This window comes from Lichenibacterium minor, assembly GCF_004137685.1.
GTDB classification, from domain to species: Bacteria; Pseudomonadota; Alphaproteobacteria; order Rhizobiales; family Beijerinckiaceae; genus Lichenihabitans; species Lichenihabitans minor.
The window spans coordinates 1-21,557 of sequence record NZ_QYBB01000060.1; the positions used below are offsets into that span (position 1 = coordinate 1).

The window sequence follows — 21,557 nt, forward strand, 5'->3', positions numbered from 1 at the left end:
ATCGACCTCATGGATGCACTCGGAATCGAACGCTTCGTCGTGGCGGGCCACGACTGGGGCTCCAACACCGCCGAGGCCCTCGCGGTCGGTTGGCCTGACCGCGTAACGCGCATCGCTATGCTGTCGACGCCGTCGCGCCTCGGCGGCGCACCGACGCCGCCGTTCCTGCAGGCGCAGCGGCAGTGGTATCACTGGTTCCAGGCGACCCAGAGGGGAGCGGAGGCCGTGCGCCGCGACCCCAAGGGGTTCTCGCGCATCATGTGGGACAACTGGAGCCCGCCCGACTGGTACAACGAGACGACGTTCGAGGCCGTCGCGACGTCTTGGGACAACCCCGACTGGGCCGACGTGACGCTGCACTCCTATCGCGCACGATGGGACGAGGCCGCACCAGATCCACGCTCGGCGGCGCTCGAAGGCCGGATCAAGGCGATGAAACAGCTTTCCCTGCCGACTGTCTACATCCAAGGCGCGGTGGACGGCGTCAACCCACCCGAGGCCAGCCAGGGCGTGCCGTCGAAGTTCAAGGGCCCGTTCGCGTTCAAGCTCCTCGACGGCGTCGGCCATTTCCCGACCCGCGAGGTGCCGGCGACGGTGGCGGCGATGCTGATCGAGCACTTCTCCTGACCGTGGGGTCATGACGGCGCGATTTGACGTTCCGGATCAGCGCCGCGGCATCTCCGGCCATGACCCGAGCCTCTCCTTGAGAAGGACCGCCCGCGGGAGTGGGGGCAGAAAGCCGTCGTTCCAGTGCCGAGGTATCTTTTTCGAACCACAAGTGGTAGCTTTGGACATGGATTCATCCGTAACCAGCCGTTCCGCTTCCCACCCTGCCTCGACGTTCGTCCGTTGCCGGCCGGAGTCGACCCAATCAGGATGTTGCGGACCGATTCCGGCCTGCTCCGAAGCGGACGTACGGACGATGAGCAAGCCACACATCGGGCGAGCGACGGAGGTGATGCCAGCCTCGAAAAGATGTCAGATTGAAGTGCTGTGATGACGACCTAAGAACTGCCCTCGATCATGTTCCTCAGCTTCGACCAAAAAATCATGGACTGCGCGGACGCGGCCGATGCCGCGCGTGTCCTCGTGCTCCACAAGCCAATAGGAGCGGCTGGCGCCGCTGTCGGGCAGCACGTGGACCAATTCGGGATGGCGCCGGGCGATGAAGTCGTGGATGGCGCCTATGCCGACGCCGGCCCGCACGGCTTCGAACTGGCCGACCGCGCTGGCGCATTGGAAGCGGATCGGGACGGACCCGCACAACTCCGTCACATAATCGAGGGCGGGTGAATAGTTGAATTCCTCGACGTAGCCCACCATCATGTGGTCGGCCAAATCCTCGCGGCGTCGCGGGCCCGGGTGGTGGTGGAGGTAACCGGCCGACGCGAACAGTCCGATGGCGTAATCGGTCAGCTTGCGGGCCACGAAGCGGCCCGCCTCGGGCTTCTCGAGAACCACCGCGATGTCGACCTCGCGCCGGCTCAGCGGGCCCACCTGCGGCACGGGCACCAGCTGCACCGTGATGCCGCGGTGCTTCTCCGTGAAGTCTGCGAAGCGACTCGCCAAGTAGTAGGCCGCGAGGCCGTCCGGGGCACCGACCCTCACTGTGCCAGACAGTTCGAAGTCCTGGTCGGTCTGCTCGGACTACACTTGAAGGAAGCTCGTCTCCATCCGCTCGGCTGATTGGAGGAAACGCACCCCCGCACCGGTGAGCAGGACGCCCGTCGTGCGGCGGTCGACCAAGCGGGCGTTGAGGGCCTTCTCCAGCGGCGTCACGCGCCGCGCCACCGTGGCATGGTCGATGCGTAGGGCGCGGGCCGCCGCCACGAACTGGCCAGCCCTCGCGACCGCGAGAAACACGCGCACGTCATCCCAGTTCATGGCCGACTTCTGCCCATCGATGCAAAACGGTAGCGCGTTCTCAGCGATGGTTGTGCATAAAACATAGCTTCATAGCCCAGCCCGCACCAACAAAGATCCAGGGAGGCTTTCACATGCCGGATTACGGGCACTTCATCGGCGGCAAGCACGTTGCCGGCACGTCGGGCCGCATGGTCGACCTGTTCTGGCCCATGACGGGCGAGGTCGCGGGTTCGGTGGCGCTGGCCTCCGAGGCTGAGGTTCGCGCAGCGGTCGAGAACGCGCGCGACGCCCAGCGTAGCTGGGCGCAAGTGAACCCGCAGCGCCGGGCGCGCGTGTTCATGAGGTTCTTGGAGCTGATCCACCGCGACATGGACGAACTCGCGACGCTTCTGGCCCACGAACACGGCAAGACCGTCGCGGACGCCAGGGGCGACATCCAGCGCGGCTACGAGGTGGTCGAGTTCGTCATGGGCGTGCCGCACCTGATGAAGGGCGAGTTCACCGACGGCGCCGGCCCCGACATCGACGCATATTCGATCCGGCAGCCGCTCGGCGTCACGGCCGGCATCACGCCGTTCGACTTCCCCGCCATGATCCCGATGTGAAAGTTCGCCCCCGCCATCGCCTGCGGCAACTCCTTCATCCTCAAGCCGTCCGAGCGCGACCCCGGCGTGCCGATGCGCTTGGCCGAGCTGATGATCGAGGCGGGCCTGCCGGCCGGCGTGCTCAACGTCGTCAACGGCGACAAGGTCGCGGTCGACGCCCTGCTCGACGACCCGGACGTGAAGGCCATCGGCTTCGTCGGCTCGACGCCCATCGCGGCCTACATCTACGAACGGGGCGCCGCGAACGGCAAGCGCGTCCACGCCTTCGGCGGCGCCAAGAACCACATGGTCGTCATGCCGGACGCCGACATGGACAAGACCGTGGATGCGCTGATCGGCGCCGGCTACGGCTCCGCCGGGCAGCGCTGCATGGCGATCTCGGTGGCGGTGCCGGTCGGCGCCGGCACGGCCGACAGGCTGATGGAGAAGCTCGTGCCCCGCGTCGAGGCGCTGAAGATCGGCCCCTCGACCGACGCCTCCGCCGATTACGGCCCGATGATCACCCAGGCCGCCGTCGACAAGGCGAGGCAGTATATCGAGAGCGGGATCGCCGAGGGCGCCACGCTGGCGGTCGACGGTCGCGGCTTCCAGATGCAGGGCTACGAGAAGGGCTTTTACCTCGGCTCCTGCCTGTTCGATAACGTCACGGGGGACATGCGGATCTACAAGGAGGAGATCTTTGCGCCCGTGCTGTCGGTTCTGCGGGCCAAGAGCTACGACGAGGCTCTGCGCCTGTGCAACGACCACGAATACGGCAACGGCGTCGCGATCTTCACGCGCGACGGCGACGCGGCGCGCGACTTCGTGTCCAAGGTGCAGGTCGGCATGGTGGGCGTCAACGTGCCGATCACGACGCCGCTGGCCTATTATTCCTTCGGCGGCTGGAGGTGCTCGGTGTTCGGCGACCTGAACCAGCACGGGCCGGACGCGATCCGCTTCTACACCAAGAGCAAGAACGTCACGGCGCGATGGCCGTCGGGTGTCAAGGAGGGCGCGGAGTTCTCCATGCCGACGATGTAGCTGGCGGCCCGCGTCTGCCCGGTGATCCACGAGACCGTGACGGCCGTCGATATCGCCGGGTCCCATCTCGACGAGACGTGCCCATCGGCCGGTGTGAAGGCAGGGCTTTCGCCGTCGCTCATGCATTCTCGCGCATGTGAATGTGTAATGGCGTGACCGTGCATCCGCACTCGCCGACCACCCGGCCGAGCAGCCGACCCGTCGTCTCGATCGCGGTCCGCATCTCGGTGTCGGGATCTTGGTCGATCACGGCGTCGATGGCTCCGGACATCAGCAGGGCGCGGCGCTCGGCTGTCAGTTCGTGCGTCACGAACGCGACGCAACCCGTCCGGCCCGCCACCGCGACGGCTTCGACGATGGAGCGGTCGCCGGCCGACGCGTTGTAGATGCCGCGCAGCCTCGGCCAGCGCGATATGGACTGGGCGATGAGTTCACCGGCCCGCGCGGCTTCGCCCCGACTTTCCAGAACGTCGATGAGCTTGCACTGCGGGTAGCGCTCGGCGAGCACATCTGCGAAGCCCGTGCGCCGTTCGGCCTGCCCCGTCATGCTGAGCAGGCCTGCCACCATCACCACCTCGCCTCCCGCGGATCCCAGAAGGCGACCCATCAAGTCGCCCGCGACGCGGCCGGCCTTCAGATCGTCCGGGCCGACGTAGGCCTGCCGGCCGGAATGGGGAACGTCGGTCGCGAGCGTCACGACGGGCACGGTCCTCGAAACATCCCGGATGGCGCCGGCGGTCTCGGGGCAGCTCGGGCAGGTCACGATCAAGGCGTCGTACGCCCGTCCGCCGGCCCGGATACTCTCGGCCACGCCCATGGGCGAACGCGGATCGAGTTCGTGCACGAAGGCCCTCACGTTAATCTGCGAGAGCCGATCCGACGCCCGCCGCAGCGCCGCCCGCAGCGCGGCGTGGAAGGGGTCGCGTTCCGGCCCCATCAACATCGCCACGCGCAACGTGCGGATGGGCCTCTGGTCCAGGGCGCGGTCCAGCCGCAGCCGTCGCGCGGCTTCGATCACCGCCCGTTCCTTCTCCGGCCGCACGGCGCCGCGCCCGTTCAGCACGCGATCGACGGTGGAAAGCGACACGCCGGCCGCCTCCGCCACCTGCCGCGCCGTCGTCTTGCCGATCTGGTCCAGGATCGCCCCCTGTTGAAGAGATCTCTTCAAAATGCCTCGTGCGATCGACCCTATGTCAGGCGTATCGCATCCGTCGACGTGACCGGCGCAGAAGCGCCTGCGATGAGGGAGGGGAGAGGGCCATGCCGGCAGAGACCGCATCCTGGCGCCTGGGGGTGAGCCCCCTGTCCTGGACCAACGACGTGCTGGAGGACCTCGGCGACGACACGCCCGTGGCGCGATGCGTCGACGAAGCGGCGGCCGCCGGCTACGCCGGCGTGGAACTCGGCCGCAAGTTCCCGCGCGAGCCGAAGGCGCTCGCGGAGCTCCTGTCCCCTCGCGGCCTCGTCCTCGCCTCGGGCTGGCACTCCGGCTTCCTCGCCGAACGCGGCGTCGAGGAGGAGATGGTGGCGGTCGCGCCACATGCTCGGCTGCTGAACGCCCTCGGTGCCAGCGTCATGGTCTACGGCGAATGTGGGTGCATGGTCGCGGGAAGCCCGCTCGATGCGCCCATGTCGAGACGCCTGATCCTCGCGGGCGCCGACCTCGACACCTACGCGAGGCGACTCCAGGACTTCGCCGGGCGCCTCGCGGCGGAGCACGGCCTCACCCTCGCCTACCACCACCACCTCATGATGGTGGCCGAGACGTTCGACGAGGTGTCGAGCCTGCTCGACCGCACGGGGCCCGCGGTGGGCCTGCTGCTCGACACGGGTCACGCCGTCGCCGCAGGCTTCGAATACGCCCGCCTGATCGATCGCTTCGGCGACCGGATCGTCCACGTGCACCTGAAGGACGTGCGGCCCGAGGTGATGTCCGAGGTGCGCCGCGGCGACCTGTCGTTCAATGCCGGCGTGCGGGCCGGCATGTTCACCGTGCCCGGCGACGGCTCGGTCGACTTCGGGCCGCTGGCCCGCTTCGTGGCCGACACAGGGTACCGCGGTTGGCTCGTCGTCGAGGCGGAGCAGGACCCCGAGGTGGCGCCGCCATTGGCCGCCGTCACCCGCGCCCGTGCCTGCGTCCTCTCCCACCTGTCCTGAACGGATCCCTCCTTCATGAACGTCAAGCGCCTCAACGTCGGCCTGATCGGCTCGGGCTTCATGGGCCAAGCCCACGCCGACGCCTTCCGTCGCGCTGCGACCCTCTACCGGGACCTGCCCGCCGTCCCGCACCTCTCGATGATCGCCGACGCCACGCCGGAGCTGGCCGCGGCCGCCGCGGCCCGGCTCGGCTTCGAGCGCTCGACGGGAGATTGGCGCGCGCTGGTCGAGGACCCCGCGATCGATGTCGTCGACATCACCTCGCCCAACCTCATGCACCGCGAGATGGCGCTGGCCGCCATAGCGGCCGGCAAGCACGTCTACTGCGAGAAGCCACTCGCGGTGACGCTGCCCGAGGCCGAGGAGATGGCGGACGCCGCCCGCCGGGCGGGCGTCAAGACCATGGTGGCCTTCAACAACGTGAAGACGCCCGCCGCCATGCTGGCCAAACGGCTGATCGAACACGGCGACATCGGCACGCCCATGCGGTTCCGCGGCTGGTTCGACCAGGGCTTCTACAACGACCCGGACCTGCCGCACTCCTGGCGGCTGACGCGGCGGGAGGCAGGTTCGGGCGCGCTCGGCGACCTCGGCTCGCACGTCATCAGCGTCGCCCAGTACCTGATGGGCGAGGTGGAGGCCGTCGCCGCCCAGGCGCAGACGTTCTTCCCGACTCGGCCCGTGCCCAGCGGCGGTTCGGGCTACGGCGCAGTTGCGGGAGCCGACGCGCCCCGCGCCGTCGTGGAGAACGAGGATCAGATCCAGGCGCTCGTGCGCTTCGCCGGCGGGGCCGGTGGGACCATCGAGGCGTCCCGGGTCGCGGCCGGAAAGGTGTTCGGCGTCTACTGGGAGGTGTCGGGCACCGAGGGCACGATCGTCATGGATGGAGAGCGTTTTAACGAGCTCCAGGTCAGCCGGTTCAACGACCCCAAGCCCGACCGCGGCTTCAAGACGATCCTGTGCGGCAGCCAGGTGCCGCAGTACGGGGCCTTCTTCGGCTTCGACTTCGCGGGCGGAGGCCTCGGCTACTTCGACGTCAAGGTCATCGAGGTGCGCGACCTCATCGCGGGGCTGTGTGGGGACGGCGATTGCTTCCCGAACTTCGACTTCGGCCTCGCCAACCAGCGCGTCATCGACGCGATGGAGCGCTCGCTGGAGAGCGGTGGCTGGGCCGCGGTGGCCGGGGCCGCGCGGGTCTGACGGAAGGCGATGGAGAGGGGAGCCAGCATGACGACACTCGCCGTCTTCGGCGCCGGCCGCATCGGCCGCGTCCACGCGCTCAACGCGGCCGCCCTGCCGGGCGTCAGCGTGCGCTACCTCGTCGACCCGATCGCGAACCCGGGCCGCGACGACCTCGCGGCCCGGCTTCGCGCACACGTCGCCGAGGCCGAGCAGGTCTTCGCCGACCCGTCCGTCGACGGCGTCGTGATCGCCAGCTCGACAGACACCCACGCGGCGCTGATGCTGGCGGCGTCGCGTGCCGGCAAGGCGATCTTCTGCGAGAAGCCGGTCAGCCTCGACTTCCGCACGGTCGAGGAGGTGTCGGCCGCGATCGCCGCGAGCGGGGTGACGTGCATGCTGGGCTTCCAGCGCCGCTATGACCCGAACTTCAGCGCCTTACGCGACCGCATCGCCTCGGGCCGAGCCGGGCGGCTCGAGCACGTGGTGATGCACACGCGCGACCCCGCGCCGCCGCCCATCGCCTACGTCGAGCGTTCCGGCGGCCTGTTCCGCGACCAGGCGATCCACGATTTCGACATGGCGCGCTACCTGCTCGGCGAGGAGATCCGCACCGTCTACGCGGTGGGTGCCTGCCTCATCGACCCCGCCATCGGTGCGGCCGATGACGTCGACACCGCCATGGTCACCCTGACCTCGGCCTCGGGCCGCTTCGTCCAGATGGTGAACTGCCGCCGTGCGCCCTTCGGCTACGATCAGCGCCTGGAGGCCCTGTGCGAGCGCGAGGTGCTCTACGTCGCAAACCGGCCGCGGAGCGACCTCGTGGTGGCGAGCGCCGCGGGGTTCCTCACCTCGCCTCCCGAGAATTATTTCATCGAGCGCTTCGCCGACGCCTACCGCCTGGAGATGGAGGGCTTCCTGGCCCTGCTGCGGGACGGCGCGCCGCCGCTCGCGGGCATCGCAGACGGATTGGAGGCGCAGCGCCTCGCCGAAGCGGCGCTGGCCTCCACGCGCTCCGGGCTTCCCGTCCAACTCGGACCCGACTGGCGGCCGGACGCGGCCTGAACGCGAGGAGACCACGCGCATGACGTTTCCGAGGCATCTGCCACGCCCCCGGATCCTCGACCAGGACCGGGTGCCCCGTCTCCGCTGGGGCATCGCCGGCCCGGGCTGGATCGCCGAGCGCTTCGTGTCCGCGCTCAAGGCCCACACGCACCAGCAGGTCGTCGCCGTCCAGTCGAGCGATCCCGCGCGGGCGCGGGCCTTCGCGGAGCGGATGGGAGTGCCACGGAGTTTCGGCGGCCGCGACATGCTGGCGGACCCCGAGGTCGACGTCGTCTACGTCGCGACCGTGCACAACCGCCACCTGCCCGACGCTCTCGCGGCGATCGAGGCCGGCAAGCACGTGCTCGTCGAGAAGCCGCTGGCGCTCAACGCGGGAGAAGGGAGGCGGCTCCGCGATGCCGCCCGCGAGCGCGGCGTGTTCCTGATGGAGGCCTACTGGGCCGACTTCCTGCCCAAGTTCGACGTGATCCGTCAGCTCCTCGCGGATGGCGCCCTCGGTGATGTCCGCACGGTGATCGCCGACCACGGCGAGTGGTTCGGACCGGACCACCGCATCATGCGTGCCGACCTCGCCGGAGGCCCGATGCTGGATCTCGGCACCTACCCGGTGGCGCTCGCCACCGGGGTGCTTGGCCGTCCCGACCGAATCGTCGCGGCGGGAGGAGACATGCCCGGTGGGGTGAATGGGCAGTGCTCCATGCTGCTGTCACATTCGGGTGGCGCACAATCCGTGCTCCACACCTCCATCCTCGGGCACACTCCGGGGGACGCGACCATTTCCGGTACCGGCGGCATGCTGACCGTCCCGGGCCGGTTCTATACCCCCGGCCCGTTCACGCTGACGGCGAACGACCTGTCGACCCGGCTCGTCTTCGAAGAGGAGCGGAACCACTACGCCCAGCTGTTCCACCAGGCCGTCCACCTCGCAAGCTGCGTGGGGGAAGGGCGCATCGAGTCGCCCGTGCGCTCGCTCGACGACAGCCTGCTGACATTGGAGGTGATGGACGAGGCTCGCCGTCAACTCGATATCGTGTTCCAGGAGGAACAGCCGACTGCGCACAAGCAGGCTGGGCCGAGCTGAAGGGAGTCGTCCCGGCCGCGGCGGACGAGCCCTGCGTTGGCCGTCGCACGCCGGGCCTCTGCCTCCGGAATATCGCGGTCGCGGACGCGCCGGCCTGCGGTCGAAGATGGGACACCGTCGCCGATGCAGGTCCAGTGACGGTCGGCCTCTCGTCATGCCGGCAGGAGCCAGGCGTGGTCGGGGTCGTTGTGGAAGCGCCACGTGCGTCGCGGCCCCGCCATCACGTTGAGGTAGTAGAGCGTGTAGCCATGCGCCGCCCCGACCGGGTGATAGCCGCGTGGCACCAGGACGACGTCGCGGTCGTGGATGGTCATGGTCTCGTCGAGGCTCCGGTCGTCGGTGTAGACGCGCTGCACGCCGTAGCCCTGCTTCGGTTCGAAGCGATGGTAGTAGCTCTCCTCCAGCAGCGTCTCGTCCGGGAAGGCGTCGCGGTCGTGCTTGTGCGGCGGGTAGCTCGACCAGTTCCCGGACGGCGTGATCACCTCCACCACGAGCAGGCTCTCGGCCCGATCATCGGTGTCGGCGAGGATGTTGCGGACGTGACGGGTGTTGGAGCCCTTGCCACGCGTCTCCTCGGGCACCTCCGCGGGCGGGATCAGCAGGACGGGCTTGGCGCCGGTCCCCGGGGCCGAGCACAGCGCCACCTCGCATGGACCCTCGGCCTCGACCGTGTAGCGCGAGCGGGCCGGGACGTAGACCGACCAGGGCGGTGCCTCGAAGACTGAGGCCCGGCCGCCGATGACGCCGAGGTCCTTGCCGTCGACCGTGACGCGGGCGCGGCCCGACACCATCACGATGCACACTTCACGGTCTTCCGTGTCGCGGGCGATGCGCCCGCCCGCCGGGAGGTCGTGGGTCTCGAAGCCGACGTAGGTCCAGTCGGCAGATTGCGGCGTGACGCGATGCACGAGCCCGTCGGCGTCGGGGATCGCGGCGCGGACGAGGAGGGGCGAATGGGACATGTCGGGATCCGGTTCGGGTATGACCGTCGTACGCTTCCCCTCTGTCCTCAGGGGAGAGGGGGAGCCGCGGGCTTTCAGCGCAGCCCCGCCTCGGCGAGGAACCGCTTCAGGTTCTGCACGCCCATCGTGGCGTAGTGCAGCGGGTTCGCCTTCTCGGGGTCCTGCTCGGCCTCGATCACCACCCAGCCCGCATAGTCCGGTAGCGCCTTGAACACCGAGGCGTAGTCCACCATTCCGTCGCCCGGCACCGTGTAGATGCCGATGTCCCGGCCGGGCCCGAGCACGGCGTCGAGGAAGCTCCAGTCCTCGGCCCTCGCGCGCTCCATCACGTCCCGCCGCACGTCCTTGACGTGGACATGGCCGATGCGGTCGCGGTAGCGCGCGGCGAGCGCGGCTGGGTCCGAGCCGCCCCAGGTCGCGTGGCCGGTGTCGAGCAGGAGCTGCGCGGGCGCTCGCGTGTGCGCCATGAAGGCGTGGATATCGGCCTCGCTCTCGACAATCGTGCCCATGTGGTGGTGGTAGCAGAGCCGCAGCCCCTCGGCGGCGAGCAGTTCGGCGAGTGCCGTGATCTTCGCGCCGTAGCCGGCCCAGTCCCCCTCGGCCAGCTTCGGGCGGCGCGACAGCGGCATGCCCCGCTTCCCGTGGATGCAGTTGGACGTCTCGGCCACGATGAAAACGTCGGTGCCCATGGCGCGCAGGAGGTCGCGGTGCGGCTTCGCCAGCGCGAACTCCTCCTCGGCCGAACGGTTCAGGAGCTCGATCGAGTGCCATCCCCCGACGCAGGCGAGGTCGAAGGGCGCGAGCGCCGCCTTGAGCGCTTCGGGCTCCCTCGGGAATTTGTGGCCGAGCTCCATGCCCTCGATGCCGGCCTGCTTCGCCTCGGCCAGGCAGACTTCGAGCGGCGTGTCCCCGCCGATCTCCTGGAGATCGTCGTTGGTCCATCCGATGGGATTGGCGCCGATGCGGATCGTCATCTCGTGTCTTCCTTCAGTTCGCGAAGCGCTGCCGGCGCTGTTGCGCCTCGTATCCTTCACGCGCCGTCTCGACCTCGCGGCGCACGGACACCTCCGGCACCGCCACGTCCCACCAGTGGCCGCCCGCACCCGTCGACGGGCCGGCGTCGGTGTCGATGAGGATCACCTGCGTGACGGTCCTCGACCGGGACGCCGTGAAGGCCACCTCGAGGTCCGCCACGCTGCCGACCTTCTGCGCCTCGGCGCCGAGGCTGCGGGCATGGGCCACGAAGTCGACCGCCGGCAGGGTCACGTGGCGCGTGTCGACCAGCATGTTGTTGAAGGGCGCGCCGCCGCACTCCCCCTGGAGGCGGTTGATGCAGCCATAGCCGCCGTTGTCGAGCAGCACGATCGTCAGCTTCAGTCCCAGCATCACTGAAGTGGCGATCTCCGAATTCAGCATGAGGTAGGATCCGTCGCCCACCATGACGATCACCTCGCGGTGGGGCAGCGCCATCTTGACGCCGAGGCCGCCCGCGATCTCGTAGCCCATGCAGGAGAAGCCGTATTCCAGGTGGTAGCCGAGCGCGTCGCCCGTCTTCCACAGCTTGTGCAGTTCGCCCGGAAGACCGCCGGCGGCGCAGACCACCACGTCTGACGGACGGCCGGCGCGCTGCACGGCTCCGATCACCTGCGCGTCGGACGGCCGTGCGGCGTGGGACGGGGCCGTGAACCTGGCAGCCGTCTCGTCCCAGGCCGCCTTCTCGGAGCGCATGCGATCCGTCCAGGCCACGGGCGCGCTGTGGGCTTCGCCGACCTCCGCATCGAGTGCCGCGATGCCGACCCTGGCGTCGGCGACGAGCGGCAGGGCGCCGAATTTCCCCGCGTCGAAGCCCTGGACGTTGAGCATGACGATCTTAGCAGCGGTTCCGCCGATCAGCGCCGCCGAGCCCGTGGTGAAGTCGGCGAGGCGCGTGCCGACGGCGAGGAGGAGGTCGGCCTCCGCCACCAGCGCGTTCGACGCGCCCGTGCCGGTCACGCCGACGGCGCCCATGCAATGGGGATGCGCGTCCGGCAGCGTCGACTTGCCGGCCTGCGTCTCGACGACGGGCAGACCGTGCTTCTCGGCGAAGGCCGCCACCTCACGCTCGGCGCCGGAATAGAGGACGCCGCCACCAGCCACCAGCACGGGACGCTTGGCGGCCCGCAGCGCCGCGGCGGCGGCCTTGAGTTCGTCGACGTCGGGTGGCGGCCGGCGGGTGCGGCGGAGCCGCTCCGTGAAGAAGCTCTCGGGATAGTCGTGGGCTTCCGCCTGCACGTCCTGGCAGAAGGACAGCGTGACGGGTCCGCACTCGGCCGGGTCGGTGAGGACCGCCATCGCCCTCTCCAACGCCGGCATGATCTGCTCGGGGCGCGTGATGCGGTCGAAGTAACGCGACACGGGGCGGAAGCAGTCCGAGGCCGTGACCGTGCCGTCGGAGAAGCCTTCGACCTGCTGGAGCACGGGGTCCGGCACGCGGGTGGCGAAAACGTCGCCGGGGATCAGCAGCACCGGCAGGCGATTGACGTGGGCCAGGGCGCAGGCCGTGACCATGTTGGTGGCGCCGGGGCCGATGGAGGTCGTGCAGGCCATCATGCGGCGGCGGCGGCTCGCCTTGGCGAAGGCGATGGCGGCGTGGGCCATGCCCTGCTCGTTGTGGGCGCGGAAGGTCGGGAAGCTGTCCCGCGCGCCGTGCAACGCCTCGCCCATGCCGGACACGTTGCCGTGGCCGAAGATGGCCCACATGCCGGCGAAGAGCGATAGGCGCTCGCCCTCCACCTCGGTCACCTGCGCGCCGAGAAAGCGCACCATGGCCTGTGCGGCCGTCAAGCGGATCGTGCCCATGCGGTCCTCCCGGGAACCTCAGATCGTCGTTCAGGCCGTGGTGGCGTCCGGGCGCAGCCCGGTCCAGATGTCGACGAGCCCACGAAATCGCTCCGCCATGCGGTCGACGACCTCGCCGTCGCTCAGCGTGGCACTGAGCCAGGCCCGGGCAGGCTCGCCGAAGATCGAGCGCCCCACCGCGAAGCCGCGCACGATGTCGCAGGCCGCCGCCAGCCGGAACTGCGCGCCGAGCACGTCGAGCGGCGCGTCGAGCCCGAGCAGCATGATGCCGCGGCAAAGCGGATCGTGCTCGCGGATCGTCCCGGCCACGGCGGCCCAGGCGGCCGCCGTGGGCTGACCCTCCAACTTCCACCAATCGGGCCGAATCCCGATGGCGTAGAGGCGGGCGATGACGCGCGCCACCGTGTCGTCGGCGAGCGGCCCGTGCTTTCCGGCGATGATCTCGACCAGCAGCTCGCGGCCGACCGTGCGCGAGGCGTCCTGCAGGCGCAGGAGTTCGCGCTCCTGCCGGGCCTGGAGGTCGGCGGGGTCGTCCGGGTGCATGAAACACAGGCACTTGACGCAATGGTCGACCGGCCACTCGATCAGCTTCGCCGCCAGCGAGCCGCCGCCGTCGATGTCGAGCGGGCGGGAACCCGGCAGCTCGACGGGCCGGCCGATCCAGAAAGGCTGGTCGGCGGCGCGGAATAGCGCCTCACGACCGTAGGTGCCGTCGATCAGCATGCCGAAGCCGCGCCGCCCGCCGGCCACGCGCGCCGCGGCCTCGACGGCCAGCACCTTGAGGTCGCGGATGCGGTCGCGGGACGCGCCCGTCTCGTCCGCCATGGCCTCGAGCTGCATGCGGTGGTCGATGGCGAAGGCCATGATGGAGGTCGGGTGCGCGGCCTCGCGGGTGCGCCCGTCGCGCGTCGTGGCCCAATGGAGGTCGTTCAACGCCTTGTCGTGGCGGACCTGCCTGGTCGCCGGCCCGTGGCGCAGGAAGTGCTGCAGCTCGTCCCAGCTCGGATATTCCGCGGAGCACAGCAGACGCGACACCGCGAAGGCCCCGCAGGCGTTGGCGTAGGCGAGGGCGGTCTCGATCGGTTCGCCGCGCAGGTAGCCGCGCAGGAAGCCCGACATGAAGGCGTCGCCCGCCCCGAGCACGTTGTAGACCTCGACCGGGAAACCCGGCCCTTTGATGCCGGCGTCGATCTCGTCGGGGATCGCGGCGTCGAAGGCGACGCAGCCCATGGGGCCGCGCTTGCAGACGATCAGAGCCCGGGGGGCCAGCGCCCGGATGGCGCGGATGGCGGCGAGCGGTTCCTCGACCCCACCGGCGATCATCAGTTCCTCCTCGGTGCCGACGATCACGTCGCAGTCGGCCAGCACGGGGGCGAGGTGGGCCGAGACGGCGTCGGAGGCGATGAAGCGCTCCTCGCCGGCGCCGTGGCCGGCGAGGCCCCACAGGTTCGGGCGGTAGTCGACGTCGAGGATCACCTTGCGGCCGTGCGCCTTGGCGTGACGCATGGCGAGCCGCTGCGCCGCCGCGGTGTTCTGCCTCGCGAAGTGGGTGCCGGTGACCACGATCGCACCCGCGGAGGCGATGTAGCCCTCGTCGATGTCGGATGTGTCGATGGCCGAGTCCGCGCAATTGTCGCGGTAGAAGATCAGGGGGAAGCGCTTCTCGTCGCGGATGCCGAGCAGCACCAGCGAGGTGAGGCGGTCCGGATCGATGTGGACGCCGGCTGTGTCGACGCCCTCGCGGATGAGCTGCTCGCGGACGAAGCGGCCCATGTGCTCGTCGCCGACGCGGGTGACGAGGCCGGATCGCAGCCCGAGCCGCGCGGTGCCGACCGCGATGTTGGTGGGGCAGCCGCCGACCGCCTTGGAGAAGCTCGCCATGTCCTCGAGCCGGCCGCCGACTTGGGCGCCGTAGAGATCCACGGAGGATCGTCCGATGGCAATGACGTCGAGGGATGGTGATCCGGTCACGATGGTGTCCTCCCGATGACGCGCCGTCGGTCCGTCCCGCGTCGGCGCCCACCTCGACTCGCGCTCACGTCTTGATCGCCGCTCGCTGGGATGAAAGCGGGTGCCAGAGTCGCTGAAGTCACTATGGTGAAACACCAGTTCCCAGTCAGCGTCAATCCGGAATTTTCGTTCTCACATATCGCGAGGGCGACCCTGCCCTGACATCCTGTCCCACCTGCTCGGGTGGCCCGCCTACTTCGTGCCGCGCCGTTCCGCGATGCCCACCGCCAGGGTCATGCTCAGTGCGAGGGTCGCCGACATCGGCCGGAACCCCTCGAAGCTCTGTTCGGCGACCTCGAACCAGAGGCTGGCGGGAGGCAGCAGCGGGCTGAACGGGCTGTCCGTGATGGCGACGAGCGGGGTGCCACGATCGGCGACGCTTCGGGCGTAGTCGATTGTGGCGGAGGCGTAGGGCGTGAAACTGACCGCGATGGCGGCGTCTGTCGGCCTCGCGAAGGACAGCGTCTCGGGGTCGTTGCCCTGGGCCGAACCCACCAGGACGTTCCTCACGCCGAGCTTGCCGAGGGCGTAGTTCAGGTAGGACGTGACCGGATAGGAACGGCGCTGTCCGATGAGGTAGATCGTGTCGGCCGACGCCAGCAGCGATATGGCCTCGTCCAACGCTTCCGGGCGCAGCCGCTCGCGGAGCATGGCGATGGACTGTTCGGCGGCCGCGGCGAAGCCGTCGAGCAGAGCACCCGTCTTCGTGACGGGGTCGGAGCGGTTGCGCAACGCGACGAGGCGGTCCTCGTAGCTCGGGATGCGGTCCCTCAAGCGCTCTCGGAACACGGCCTGCATGTCCGAGAAGCCGCCGAAGCCGAGGGCGTGTGCGAAGCGCACGAGCGCCGACGGCTGCACCTGGGCGCTCGTCGCGATGCTGGCCGCAGTGCCGAACGCGATGTCGTCGGGGTTGGCCGTGGCGAAGGCGGCGATCTGCGCCAAGCGCCTCGGCAGCTTCCGCTTCGGTTCCAGCAGAGCCTTCTGCAGGTCGGCGAACGTTCGCGGCGCGTCGCCGACCTTTTCTCGCCCGACCTCGACATCCATGACGCGTCGTCCCAACCCGATCGATCCTCCGCGGCGATGGCCGCCGCCCGTCCATCGTGGAAGGGACGTTCCGTCATCATCGCCCCGACGTCGGGTCCGTGCAAGCGAGGCCGGTCGACGTCGGGGCGGCCTGCGCGGAACCGCGGGACGGAGCTGAATCGCCCGGAACGCGGGCCCACACCCCGCCTCATCGACAGGACCTCCCTCGAGTGCGGCGCCACGACGGCGACCGGCCCACCTGCGAGAAACCCAGCGCCCAGAATTGCTACTTGACGATCCGAATGATGGAATATACCAATCATCGAAATAGAAAAAACAAACATACATTCTATGGGGTAGGAAGCCGATGAACGCCTTCAGCCTGAACCATCGCGTGGCACCCGCCGCCGGTCTGTCGTCGTTCTTCGACCTAGCCGTCTCGCTCGGGATCGCCGACGTCGAGATCCGCAACGAGCTCCCGGATGTGGCGATCGCGGACGGCACACCGGCGGATACGGTCCGCCGCGAGGCCGAGGCGCGCGGTCTCACCGTCCTGTCGATCAACGCCCTCTACCCGTTCAACATCTGGAACGACGAGAGGGCCGGGCAGGCGTCGCGGCTGATCGAATACGCCGCCGCCTGCGGGGCGCGCGGCATCGTCATGTGTCCCTTGAACGACGCGTCCTACGACGTTCCGGACGAGGATCGCCTCGCCGCGGTGCGCGAGGCCCTCGCCGCGATCGCGCCCATGCTGCGCAAGGCGGGTGTCGTCGGGTTGGTCGAGCCGCTCGGCTTCCCGGAATGCTCGCTGCGCATCAAGCGCGAGGCTTTGGACTGCATCGACGCGGTGGACGGCGCGGACGTGTTCCGCCTGGTCCACGACACGTTCCACCACCACGTCGCGGGCGAGACCGAGCTGTTCCCGGACAGGACGGGGCTGGTGCACGTCTCGGGCGTCACCGACCCAGGCGTGCCCACCTCGGACATGAAGGACGCCCACCGCGTCCTCGTCGACGTGGCCGACCGCCTCGACAACGTCGGCCAGGTTCGCCGGCTTGTCGCCGGCGGCTATCTCGGCCCGCTGTCGTTCGAGCCCTTCGCCGACAGCGTGTCGAACGCGGCCGACATCCGCTCCCTGCTCGCCGACAGCATGGCCGTCCTGCGGCAGGCCGAGGCAGACCCTGCTCGCTGATCGCGCGGGACAACACCGAGAGACGCCCGGCCCACGGGCGCGGACAGACGGCGACGTCGGCCTCGAAGGCCGCACACCAAGGAGGAACGCAATGAAGGCAAGCTTTCTGGCGACGGCAGCGCTCGCGGCACTGGCGGTCGCGGGCCTGGCGCAGGCCGCCTCGGCCACCACCATCGGCGTCACGATGGACAAGTTCGACGACAACTTCCTCACCAGCGTCCGCAACGCCATAACGGACGAGACGAAGGCGAAGGGCATCTCGATCCAGGTCGAGGATGCCAACGACGACACCGGCAAGCAGATCAGCCAGATCCAGAACTTCATCGCCCAGAAGGTCGACGCCATTATCGTCAACCCGGTCGACACCTCGGCGACGCCCAAGATGACCCAGTTGGCGGTCGCGGCGAAGATCCCGCTCGTCTACGTGAACCGCAAGCCCGAGGACAAGCAGCTGCCGCCGGGCGTCGCCTTCGTGGGGTCGGACGAGAAGGTGTCGGGCACGCTGGAAGCCGAGGAGCTGGTGAAGTGCCTCGGCGGTAAGGGCAACATCGTCATCATGGAGGGGCAGCTCTCCAACAACGCCGCGCTCGACCGCACCGCCGACGTCGAGGCCGTGGTGGCGAAGAACCCCGGCATCAAGGTGGTGGAGAAGCAGACGGCCGAGTGGGACCGCAACAAGGCCATCGACCTCATGAACAACTGGATCACCACCGGCGACAAGATCAACGGCGTGGCGGCCAACAACGACGAGATGGCGGTGGGTGCGATCCTGGCGCTGAAGCAGGCCGGCCAGGACCCGAAGTCGATGTGCATCGGCGGCATCGACGCCACCGCGGACGGCTTGGCCGAGGTGCAGAACGGCAACCTCTACGTGACGGTGTTCCAGAACGCCAAGGGCCAGGGCAAGGGTGCGGTCGACACCGCGCTGTCGCTGATCAAGGGCGACAAGGTTCCTTCATTCGTGGACGTGCCGTTCGAAAAGGTCACCAAGGAAAACTACAAGAACTACATGAACAAATGATTCTCGCCGGCCATCCAACCCTGTACAGGGCGGGATGGCTGGTAAGACACGACATGAAACTCCGAGCAGAAGAGCAGAACAATGACGGTTCGCATCGGCGTCATCGGCGTCGGCATGATCGGGCAGGATCACATCCGCCGCCTGACCCAAGTCCTGGCGGGTTCCGCCGTCGTGGCGGTGGCTGACACAGACGCCGCCCGAGCCCGTGACGTCGCGGGCGGCCTCATGGGCGCCACGGCTTATGCGACCGGCGAGGAATTGATCGACGCGCCGGAGGTCGATGCCGTGCTCGTCTGCTCTTGGGGGCCGAGCCACGAGCAATACGTCACGGCGGCGATCCGGGCGGGCAAGTGGGTCTTCTGCGAGAAACCGCTCGCCACGACCGAGCAGGCCTGCCTCAACATCCTCGATGCCGAGGTCGCGCACGGCAAGCGGCTCGTCCAGGTCGGCTTCATGCGCCGCTACGATCCCGCTTACCGCGCCTTAAAGGCCTCGATCGACGGCGGCGAGATCGGCGCGCCGCTGATCTTCCACTCGGGACACCGCAACGCCTCGGTGCCCTCGCACTACACGGCCGACATGGCCATCGTCGACACGGCAGTGCATGACATCGACGTGGCGCGCTGGCTGCTCGACGACGAGGTGGCCGAGACCATGGTGGTGGCTCCGAGAAAGTCTGCCCGGGGCGGCCCGCTCCAGGACCCGCTCCTGATCATGCTGCGCATGCGTGGGGGTGCCGTCGTGAACATCGAGACCAGCGTCAACATCGCCTACGGTTACGACATCCGCGGCGAGGTCGTCGGAGAGACCGGCACCGTGGAATTGGCCGAATCCGCCACCGTGCTGGTAAAGCGCCAGGGCATGGTGAACGCCCGCGTCCCCGAGGACTGGCGCGAGCGCTTCATCCGCGCCTACGACATCGAACTGCAGGACTGGGTCGACAATTGCCGCCTCGGCACCTGTGGCGGCCCGTCGAGCTGGGACGGCTACGCCGCCACCGTGGTGACCGATGCGGGCCTGCTCGCCTCCAAGTCCGGCGGATGGGCGACGGCGACGCTGCGCGACAAGCCCGCGATCTACGGCTGATGAGACGATGCGGCGTCCCGGGGCGGCGTCGGAACGCCGCTAAGGCGGTATCGGCGACCATGCGCCGGCTCAAGGAGGACGAGATGAGAGTTAAAGCCCTCGCCATAGGCGTCGCGTGCGCAGTCGCCCTGTGCGGCCCGGCCTCCGCGACGACCATCGGCGCGTCGATATCCCACTTCGACGAGAACTTCCTCACCCTGATCATCGGCGCCATGAAAGCCGAGGCGCAGAGGACCGGCACGACGATCGCGTTCGAGGACGCCGCGGGCGACACCGACCGCCAGATCAGCCAGGTGCAGAACTTCGTCTCGCAGCACGTCGACGCCATCGTGGTCAACGCGGTCGACTCTTCCGCGACGCGCAAGATGACGGAGGCCGCGACCGCGGCGCACATCCCGCTGGTCTACGTCAACCGCGGACCGGACGGTGCTGCGCTGCCGGCCGGCGTGTCGTTCGTGTCGTCGGACGAGCACGTGTCCGGCCGCCTGCAGGGCGAGGCGTTGGCGAAGCTGCTCGGCGGCAAGGGCAACGTCGTCATCATGGAGGGCGAGTTGTCCGACCAGGCGACGCGTCTCCGCACCGAGGGGGTGGTGAAGGTCGCGGCCGAGCATCCGGGCATGAAGGTCATCGCCGTGCAGCCGGCCGATTACAGCCGCTCGAAGGCGATCGATCTCATGAACAACTGGCTGTCCACCGGCGACCACATCGACGCGGTCGCGGCCAACAACGACGAGATGGCGATCGGCGCCATCCTGGCCCTGCAAGGCGCACGGGTCGACCCGAGGAGCGTCGTCGTGGCGGGCGTCGACGCCACCCCGGACGGACTCGCCGAGATGGCGAAGGGCCGTCTGGCCGTCACGGTGTTCCAGGACGCCAAGAGCCAGGGCCGGGTCGCCGTCGACACTGCGCTGAGGATGGCCCGCGGCGAGACGGTGCCGAACCACGTCGACGTTCCCTTCGAACTCGTCACGCCGGACAACATGAACAGCTACGTCGGACGCTGAGCGGTACCCGGCGTCCCAGGAGGACAGACGACGATGCGCATCGCCCTCGACCCCCACATGCACCGGCATCTCAGCCTGGAAGCGCTGCCCCATAAGGTGAAGGAGCTCGGCTTCGACTGGATGGAGCTGGCGCCGCGCGGCGACTTCCTCGAGTGGTTCAAGGCACCCCGAGTCTTCCCCGAGCGGGTCCGCGCCTTCAAGCACGCGCTGAACGACGCCGACGTGAAAATCGCGTCTCTTCTGCCCATGTATCGATGGGCCTCGAACGACGAGGTCGAGCGCCTCGCCGCCGTCCGGCACTGGAAGCGCGCCATCGAGATCTGCGTCGAGCTCGGCGTCGACACGATGAATTCCGAGTTCGGGCGCGGACCGCACCCGGACAAGGGCTCCTGCTACTGCTGCCACACGGGCTCGATGATCGAAGCCTGCGAGGACGCGTGGTGGCGGTCGATGGAGGTGCTCGTCCCCATCTTCGAGCGCGAAGGGATCAATCTGCACGTCGAACCGCACCCAGAAGACTGGTGCGAGACGATCCAGCCGGCCGTCGACATCGTTCGCACGGTGAACTCGCCGCGCGTCAAGTTTCTGTACTGCGCGCCGCACACCTTCTACTTCGGCGACGACACCCGTGCGATGCTGCGCGAATGCGCCGACGTGCTGGCGCATGTCCATATCGGCGACACTTTCAATCACCGGGCCAGTTCCGGCCTGCGCTACATCCTTAACCCGCCCGGCACCCAGGCCCGGGTGCACCAGCACTTGAACATCGGCCAGGGCGAGGTGCCCTGGGACGACTTCTTCGGCACGCTCGCCGAGATCGGCTTCGACGGCATCATGACGTCCTGCGTCTTCGCCTGGGAGGATAAGGCCGACGCATCGGGCAAGTTCATGCGTGGCGAGATCCAACGTTATTTGGACAAATACTGGGCGAAGTGACGCCAGACGCCAAAAAGGGATGATCGCGCCATGCTGAGTCCATCGACGTTCAAGGCAGTGCGCGAGTCGGGCGCGATACCTGGCTCCTCATACCTCCTGGAGGTGGACGGCGTCCGCAAGGAGTTCCCGGGCGTCGTGGCGCTCGACGACGTGTCCCTGCGAATCCGCCGCGGCACCGTGCACGCGCTGATGGGCGAGAACGGCGCCGGCAAGTCGACGTTGATGAAGATCATCGCCGGAGTCTACCAGCCCGACGCCGGCACGCTCCGCCTAAAGGGCGTCGACATCCGCATCGCTTCCCCGCTCGACGCGCTGGAGGCCGGCATCGCCATGATCCATCAGGAACTGAACCTGATGCCCTTCATGACGGTGGCCGAGAACATCTGGATCCGGCGCGAGCCGGTGAACCGCTTCGGCATCATCGACCACCGCGAACTGAACCGCCGCACCGCGAAGCTGTTCGAGCGGCTCGGCATCGCCATCGACCCGGCGTCCGAGGTGCGCGACCATTC

General features: G+C 68.8%; 19 protein-coding genes and 1 pseudogene. 12 read left to right on the forward strand and 8 right to left on the reverse strand.

All coding sequences use genetic code 11. The features are described 5' to 3' along the window. Nucleotides 1-627: alpha/beta fold hydrolase (locus D3273_RS24865; protein WP_165359676.1), on the forward strand; the 627-nt coding region annotated here is incomplete at its 5' end. A 351-nt stretch (nucleotides 628-978) separates the two neighbouring features. Here D3273_RS24865 and D3273_RS24870 read toward each other — a convergent pair. After that, entirely contained in the window at nucleotides 979-1,608 is a 630-nt protein-coding gene (locus D3273_RS24870) for a substrate-binding domain-containing protein (RefSeq protein WP_428977806.1), read from the reverse strand. Nucleotides 1,609-1,647: 39 nt separating this feature from the next. Then, the gene (locus D3273_RS30070; protein WP_428977807.1) at nucleotides 1,648-1,884 is read right to left on the reverse strand and encodes a LysR family transcriptional regulator; all 237 of its coding nucleotides are present in this window, start codon (nucleotides 1,882-1,884) and stop codon (nucleotides 1,648-1,650) included. A gap of 113 nt (nucleotides 1,885-1,997) precedes the next feature. Between D3273_RS30070 and D3273_RS24875 the strand changes: the two are divergent. Further along, a pseudogene (locus D3273_RS24875) lies at nucleotides 1,998-3,491 on the forward strand (CoA-acylating methylmalonate-semialdehyde dehydrogenase). A 118-nt stretch (nucleotides 3,492-3,609) separates the two neighbouring features. Here the strand turns inward: D3273_RS24875 and D3273_RS24880 are convergent. Further along, nucleotides 3,610-4,596 (reverse strand): LacI family DNA-binding transcriptional regulator, encoded by a 987-nt coding sequence (locus tag D3273_RS24880; protein ID WP_245501383.1) that lies wholly within the window; start codon nucleotides 4,594-4,596, stop codon nucleotides 3,610-3,612. 155 nt (nucleotides 4,597-4,751) lie between these two features. Between D3273_RS24880 and iolE (D3273_RS24885) the strand changes: the two genes are divergently transcribed. Genes iolE (D3273_RS24885) through D3273_RS24900 form a run of 4 tightly spaced genes read left to right on the forward strand, consistent with a single transcriptional unit; the run spans nucleotide 4,752 to nucleotide 8,973 of the window. Next, entirely contained in the window at nucleotides 4,752-5,648 is an 897-nt protein-coding gene (iolE, locus tag D3273_RS24885) for a myo-inosose-2 dehydratase (protein ID WP_129229660.1), read from the forward strand. Between the two features lie 15 nt (nucleotides 5,649-5,663). Beyond that, the gene (locus tag D3273_RS24890; RefSeq protein ID WP_129229661.1) at nucleotides 5,664-6,848 is read left to right on the forward strand and encodes a Gfo/Idh/MocA family protein; all 1,185 of its coding nucleotides are present in this window, start codon (nucleotides 5,664-5,666) and stop codon (nucleotides 6,846-6,848) included. A 27-nt stretch (nucleotides 6,849-6,875) separates the two neighbouring features. Beyond that, entirely contained in the window at nucleotides 6,876-7,892 is a 1,017-nt protein-coding gene (iolG, locus tag D3273_RS24895) for an inositol 2-dehydrogenase (RefSeq protein WP_165359677.1), read from the forward strand. A 19-nt stretch (nucleotides 7,893-7,911) separates the two neighbouring features. Then, complete coding sequence (locus tag D3273_RS24900; RefSeq protein ID WP_129229663.1) at nucleotides 7,912-8,973, forward strand: Gfo/Idh/MocA family protein; 1,062 nt, start codon at nucleotides 7,912-7,914, stop codon at nucleotides 8,971-8,973. A 152-nt stretch (nucleotides 8,974-9,125) separates the two neighbouring features. On the opposite strand, the gene iolB is transcribed toward D3273_RS24900, so the two are convergent. The 5 genes from iolB to D3273_RS24925 all read right to left on the reverse strand — a co-directional run bounded on the left by iolB (nucleotide 9,126) and on the right by D3273_RS24925 (nucleotide 15,827). Further along, nucleotides 9,126-9,935, reverse strand: coding sequence for a 5-deoxy-glucuronate isomerase (iolB, locus tag D3273_RS24905; protein WP_129229664.1), 810 nt, complete (start codon nucleotides 9,933-9,935; stop codon nucleotides 9,126-9,128). Between the two features lie 74 nt (nucleotides 9,936-10,009). Then, on the reverse strand, nucleotides 10,010-10,909 hold the full coding sequence (gene iolE / locus D3273_RS24910; protein ID WP_129229665.1) for a myo-inosose-2 dehydratase: 900 nt from the start codon (nucleotides 10,907-10,909) through the stop codon (nucleotides 10,010-10,012). A gap of 13 nt (nucleotides 10,910-10,922) precedes the next feature. Next, a complete protein-coding gene (iolD, locus tag D3273_RS24915) occupies nucleotides 10,923-12,773 on the reverse strand; it encodes a 3D-(3,5/4)-trihydroxycyclohexane-1,2-dione acylhydrolase (decyclizing) (protein WP_129229666.1) in 1,851 nt (616 codons plus the stop codon). A 30-nt stretch (nucleotides 12,774-12,803) separates the two neighbouring features. Then, a complete protein-coding gene (locus D3273_RS24920) occupies nucleotides 12,804-14,744 on the reverse strand; it encodes a bifunctional 5-dehydro-2-deoxygluconokinase/5-dehydro-2-deoxyphosphogluconate aldolase (RefSeq protein ID WP_129229667.1) in 1,941 nt (646 codons plus the stop codon). A gap of 231 nt (nucleotides 14,745-14,975) precedes the next feature. Then, a complete protein-coding gene (locus tag D3273_RS24925) occupies nucleotides 14,976-15,827 on the reverse strand; it encodes a MurR/RpiR family transcriptional regulator (protein WP_129229673.1) in 852 nt (283 codons plus the stop codon). A 346-nt stretch (nucleotides 15,828-16,173) separates the two neighbouring features. Between D3273_RS24925 and D3273_RS24930 the strand changes: the two genes are divergently transcribed. The 6 genes from D3273_RS24930 to D3273_RS24955 all read left to right on the forward strand — a co-directional run. Continuing rightward, nucleotides 16,174-16,998, forward strand: coding sequence for a TIM barrel protein (locus tag D3273_RS24930; RefSeq protein ID WP_129229668.1), 825 nt, complete (start codon nucleotides 16,174-16,176; stop codon nucleotides 16,996-16,998). A 91-nt stretch (nucleotides 16,999-17,089) separates the two neighbouring features. Further along, nucleotides 17,090-18,019 (forward strand): sugar ABC transporter substrate-binding protein, encoded by a 930-nt coding sequence (locus D3273_RS24935; RefSeq protein WP_129229669.1) that lies wholly within the window; start codon nucleotides 17,090-17,092, stop codon nucleotides 18,017-18,019. Nucleotides 18,020-18,100: 81 nt separating this feature from the next. After that, complete coding sequence (locus tag D3273_RS24940) at nucleotides 18,101-19,105, forward strand: Gfo/Idh/MocA family oxidoreductase (protein ID WP_129229670.1); 1,005 nt, start codon at nucleotides 18,101-18,103, stop codon at nucleotides 19,103-19,105. 83 nt (nucleotides 19,106-19,188) lie between these two features. Beyond that, entirely contained in the window at nucleotides 19,189-20,109 is a 921-nt protein-coding gene (locus tag D3273_RS24945) for a sugar ABC transporter substrate-binding protein (RefSeq protein WP_129229671.1), read from the forward strand. Nucleotides 20,110-20,142: 33 nt separating this feature from the next. After that, a complete protein-coding gene (locus D3273_RS24950; RefSeq protein ID WP_129229672.1) occupies nucleotides 20,143-21,045 on the forward strand; it encodes a sugar phosphate isomerase/epimerase family protein in 903 nt (300 codons plus the stop codon). A gap of 30 nt (nucleotides 21,046-21,075) precedes the next feature. Continuing rightward, nucleotides 21,076-21,557 (forward strand): ATP-binding cassette domain-containing protein (locus tag D3273_RS24955; RefSeq protein ID WP_165359678.1); only part of this gene is annotated, 482 nt, incomplete at its 3' end.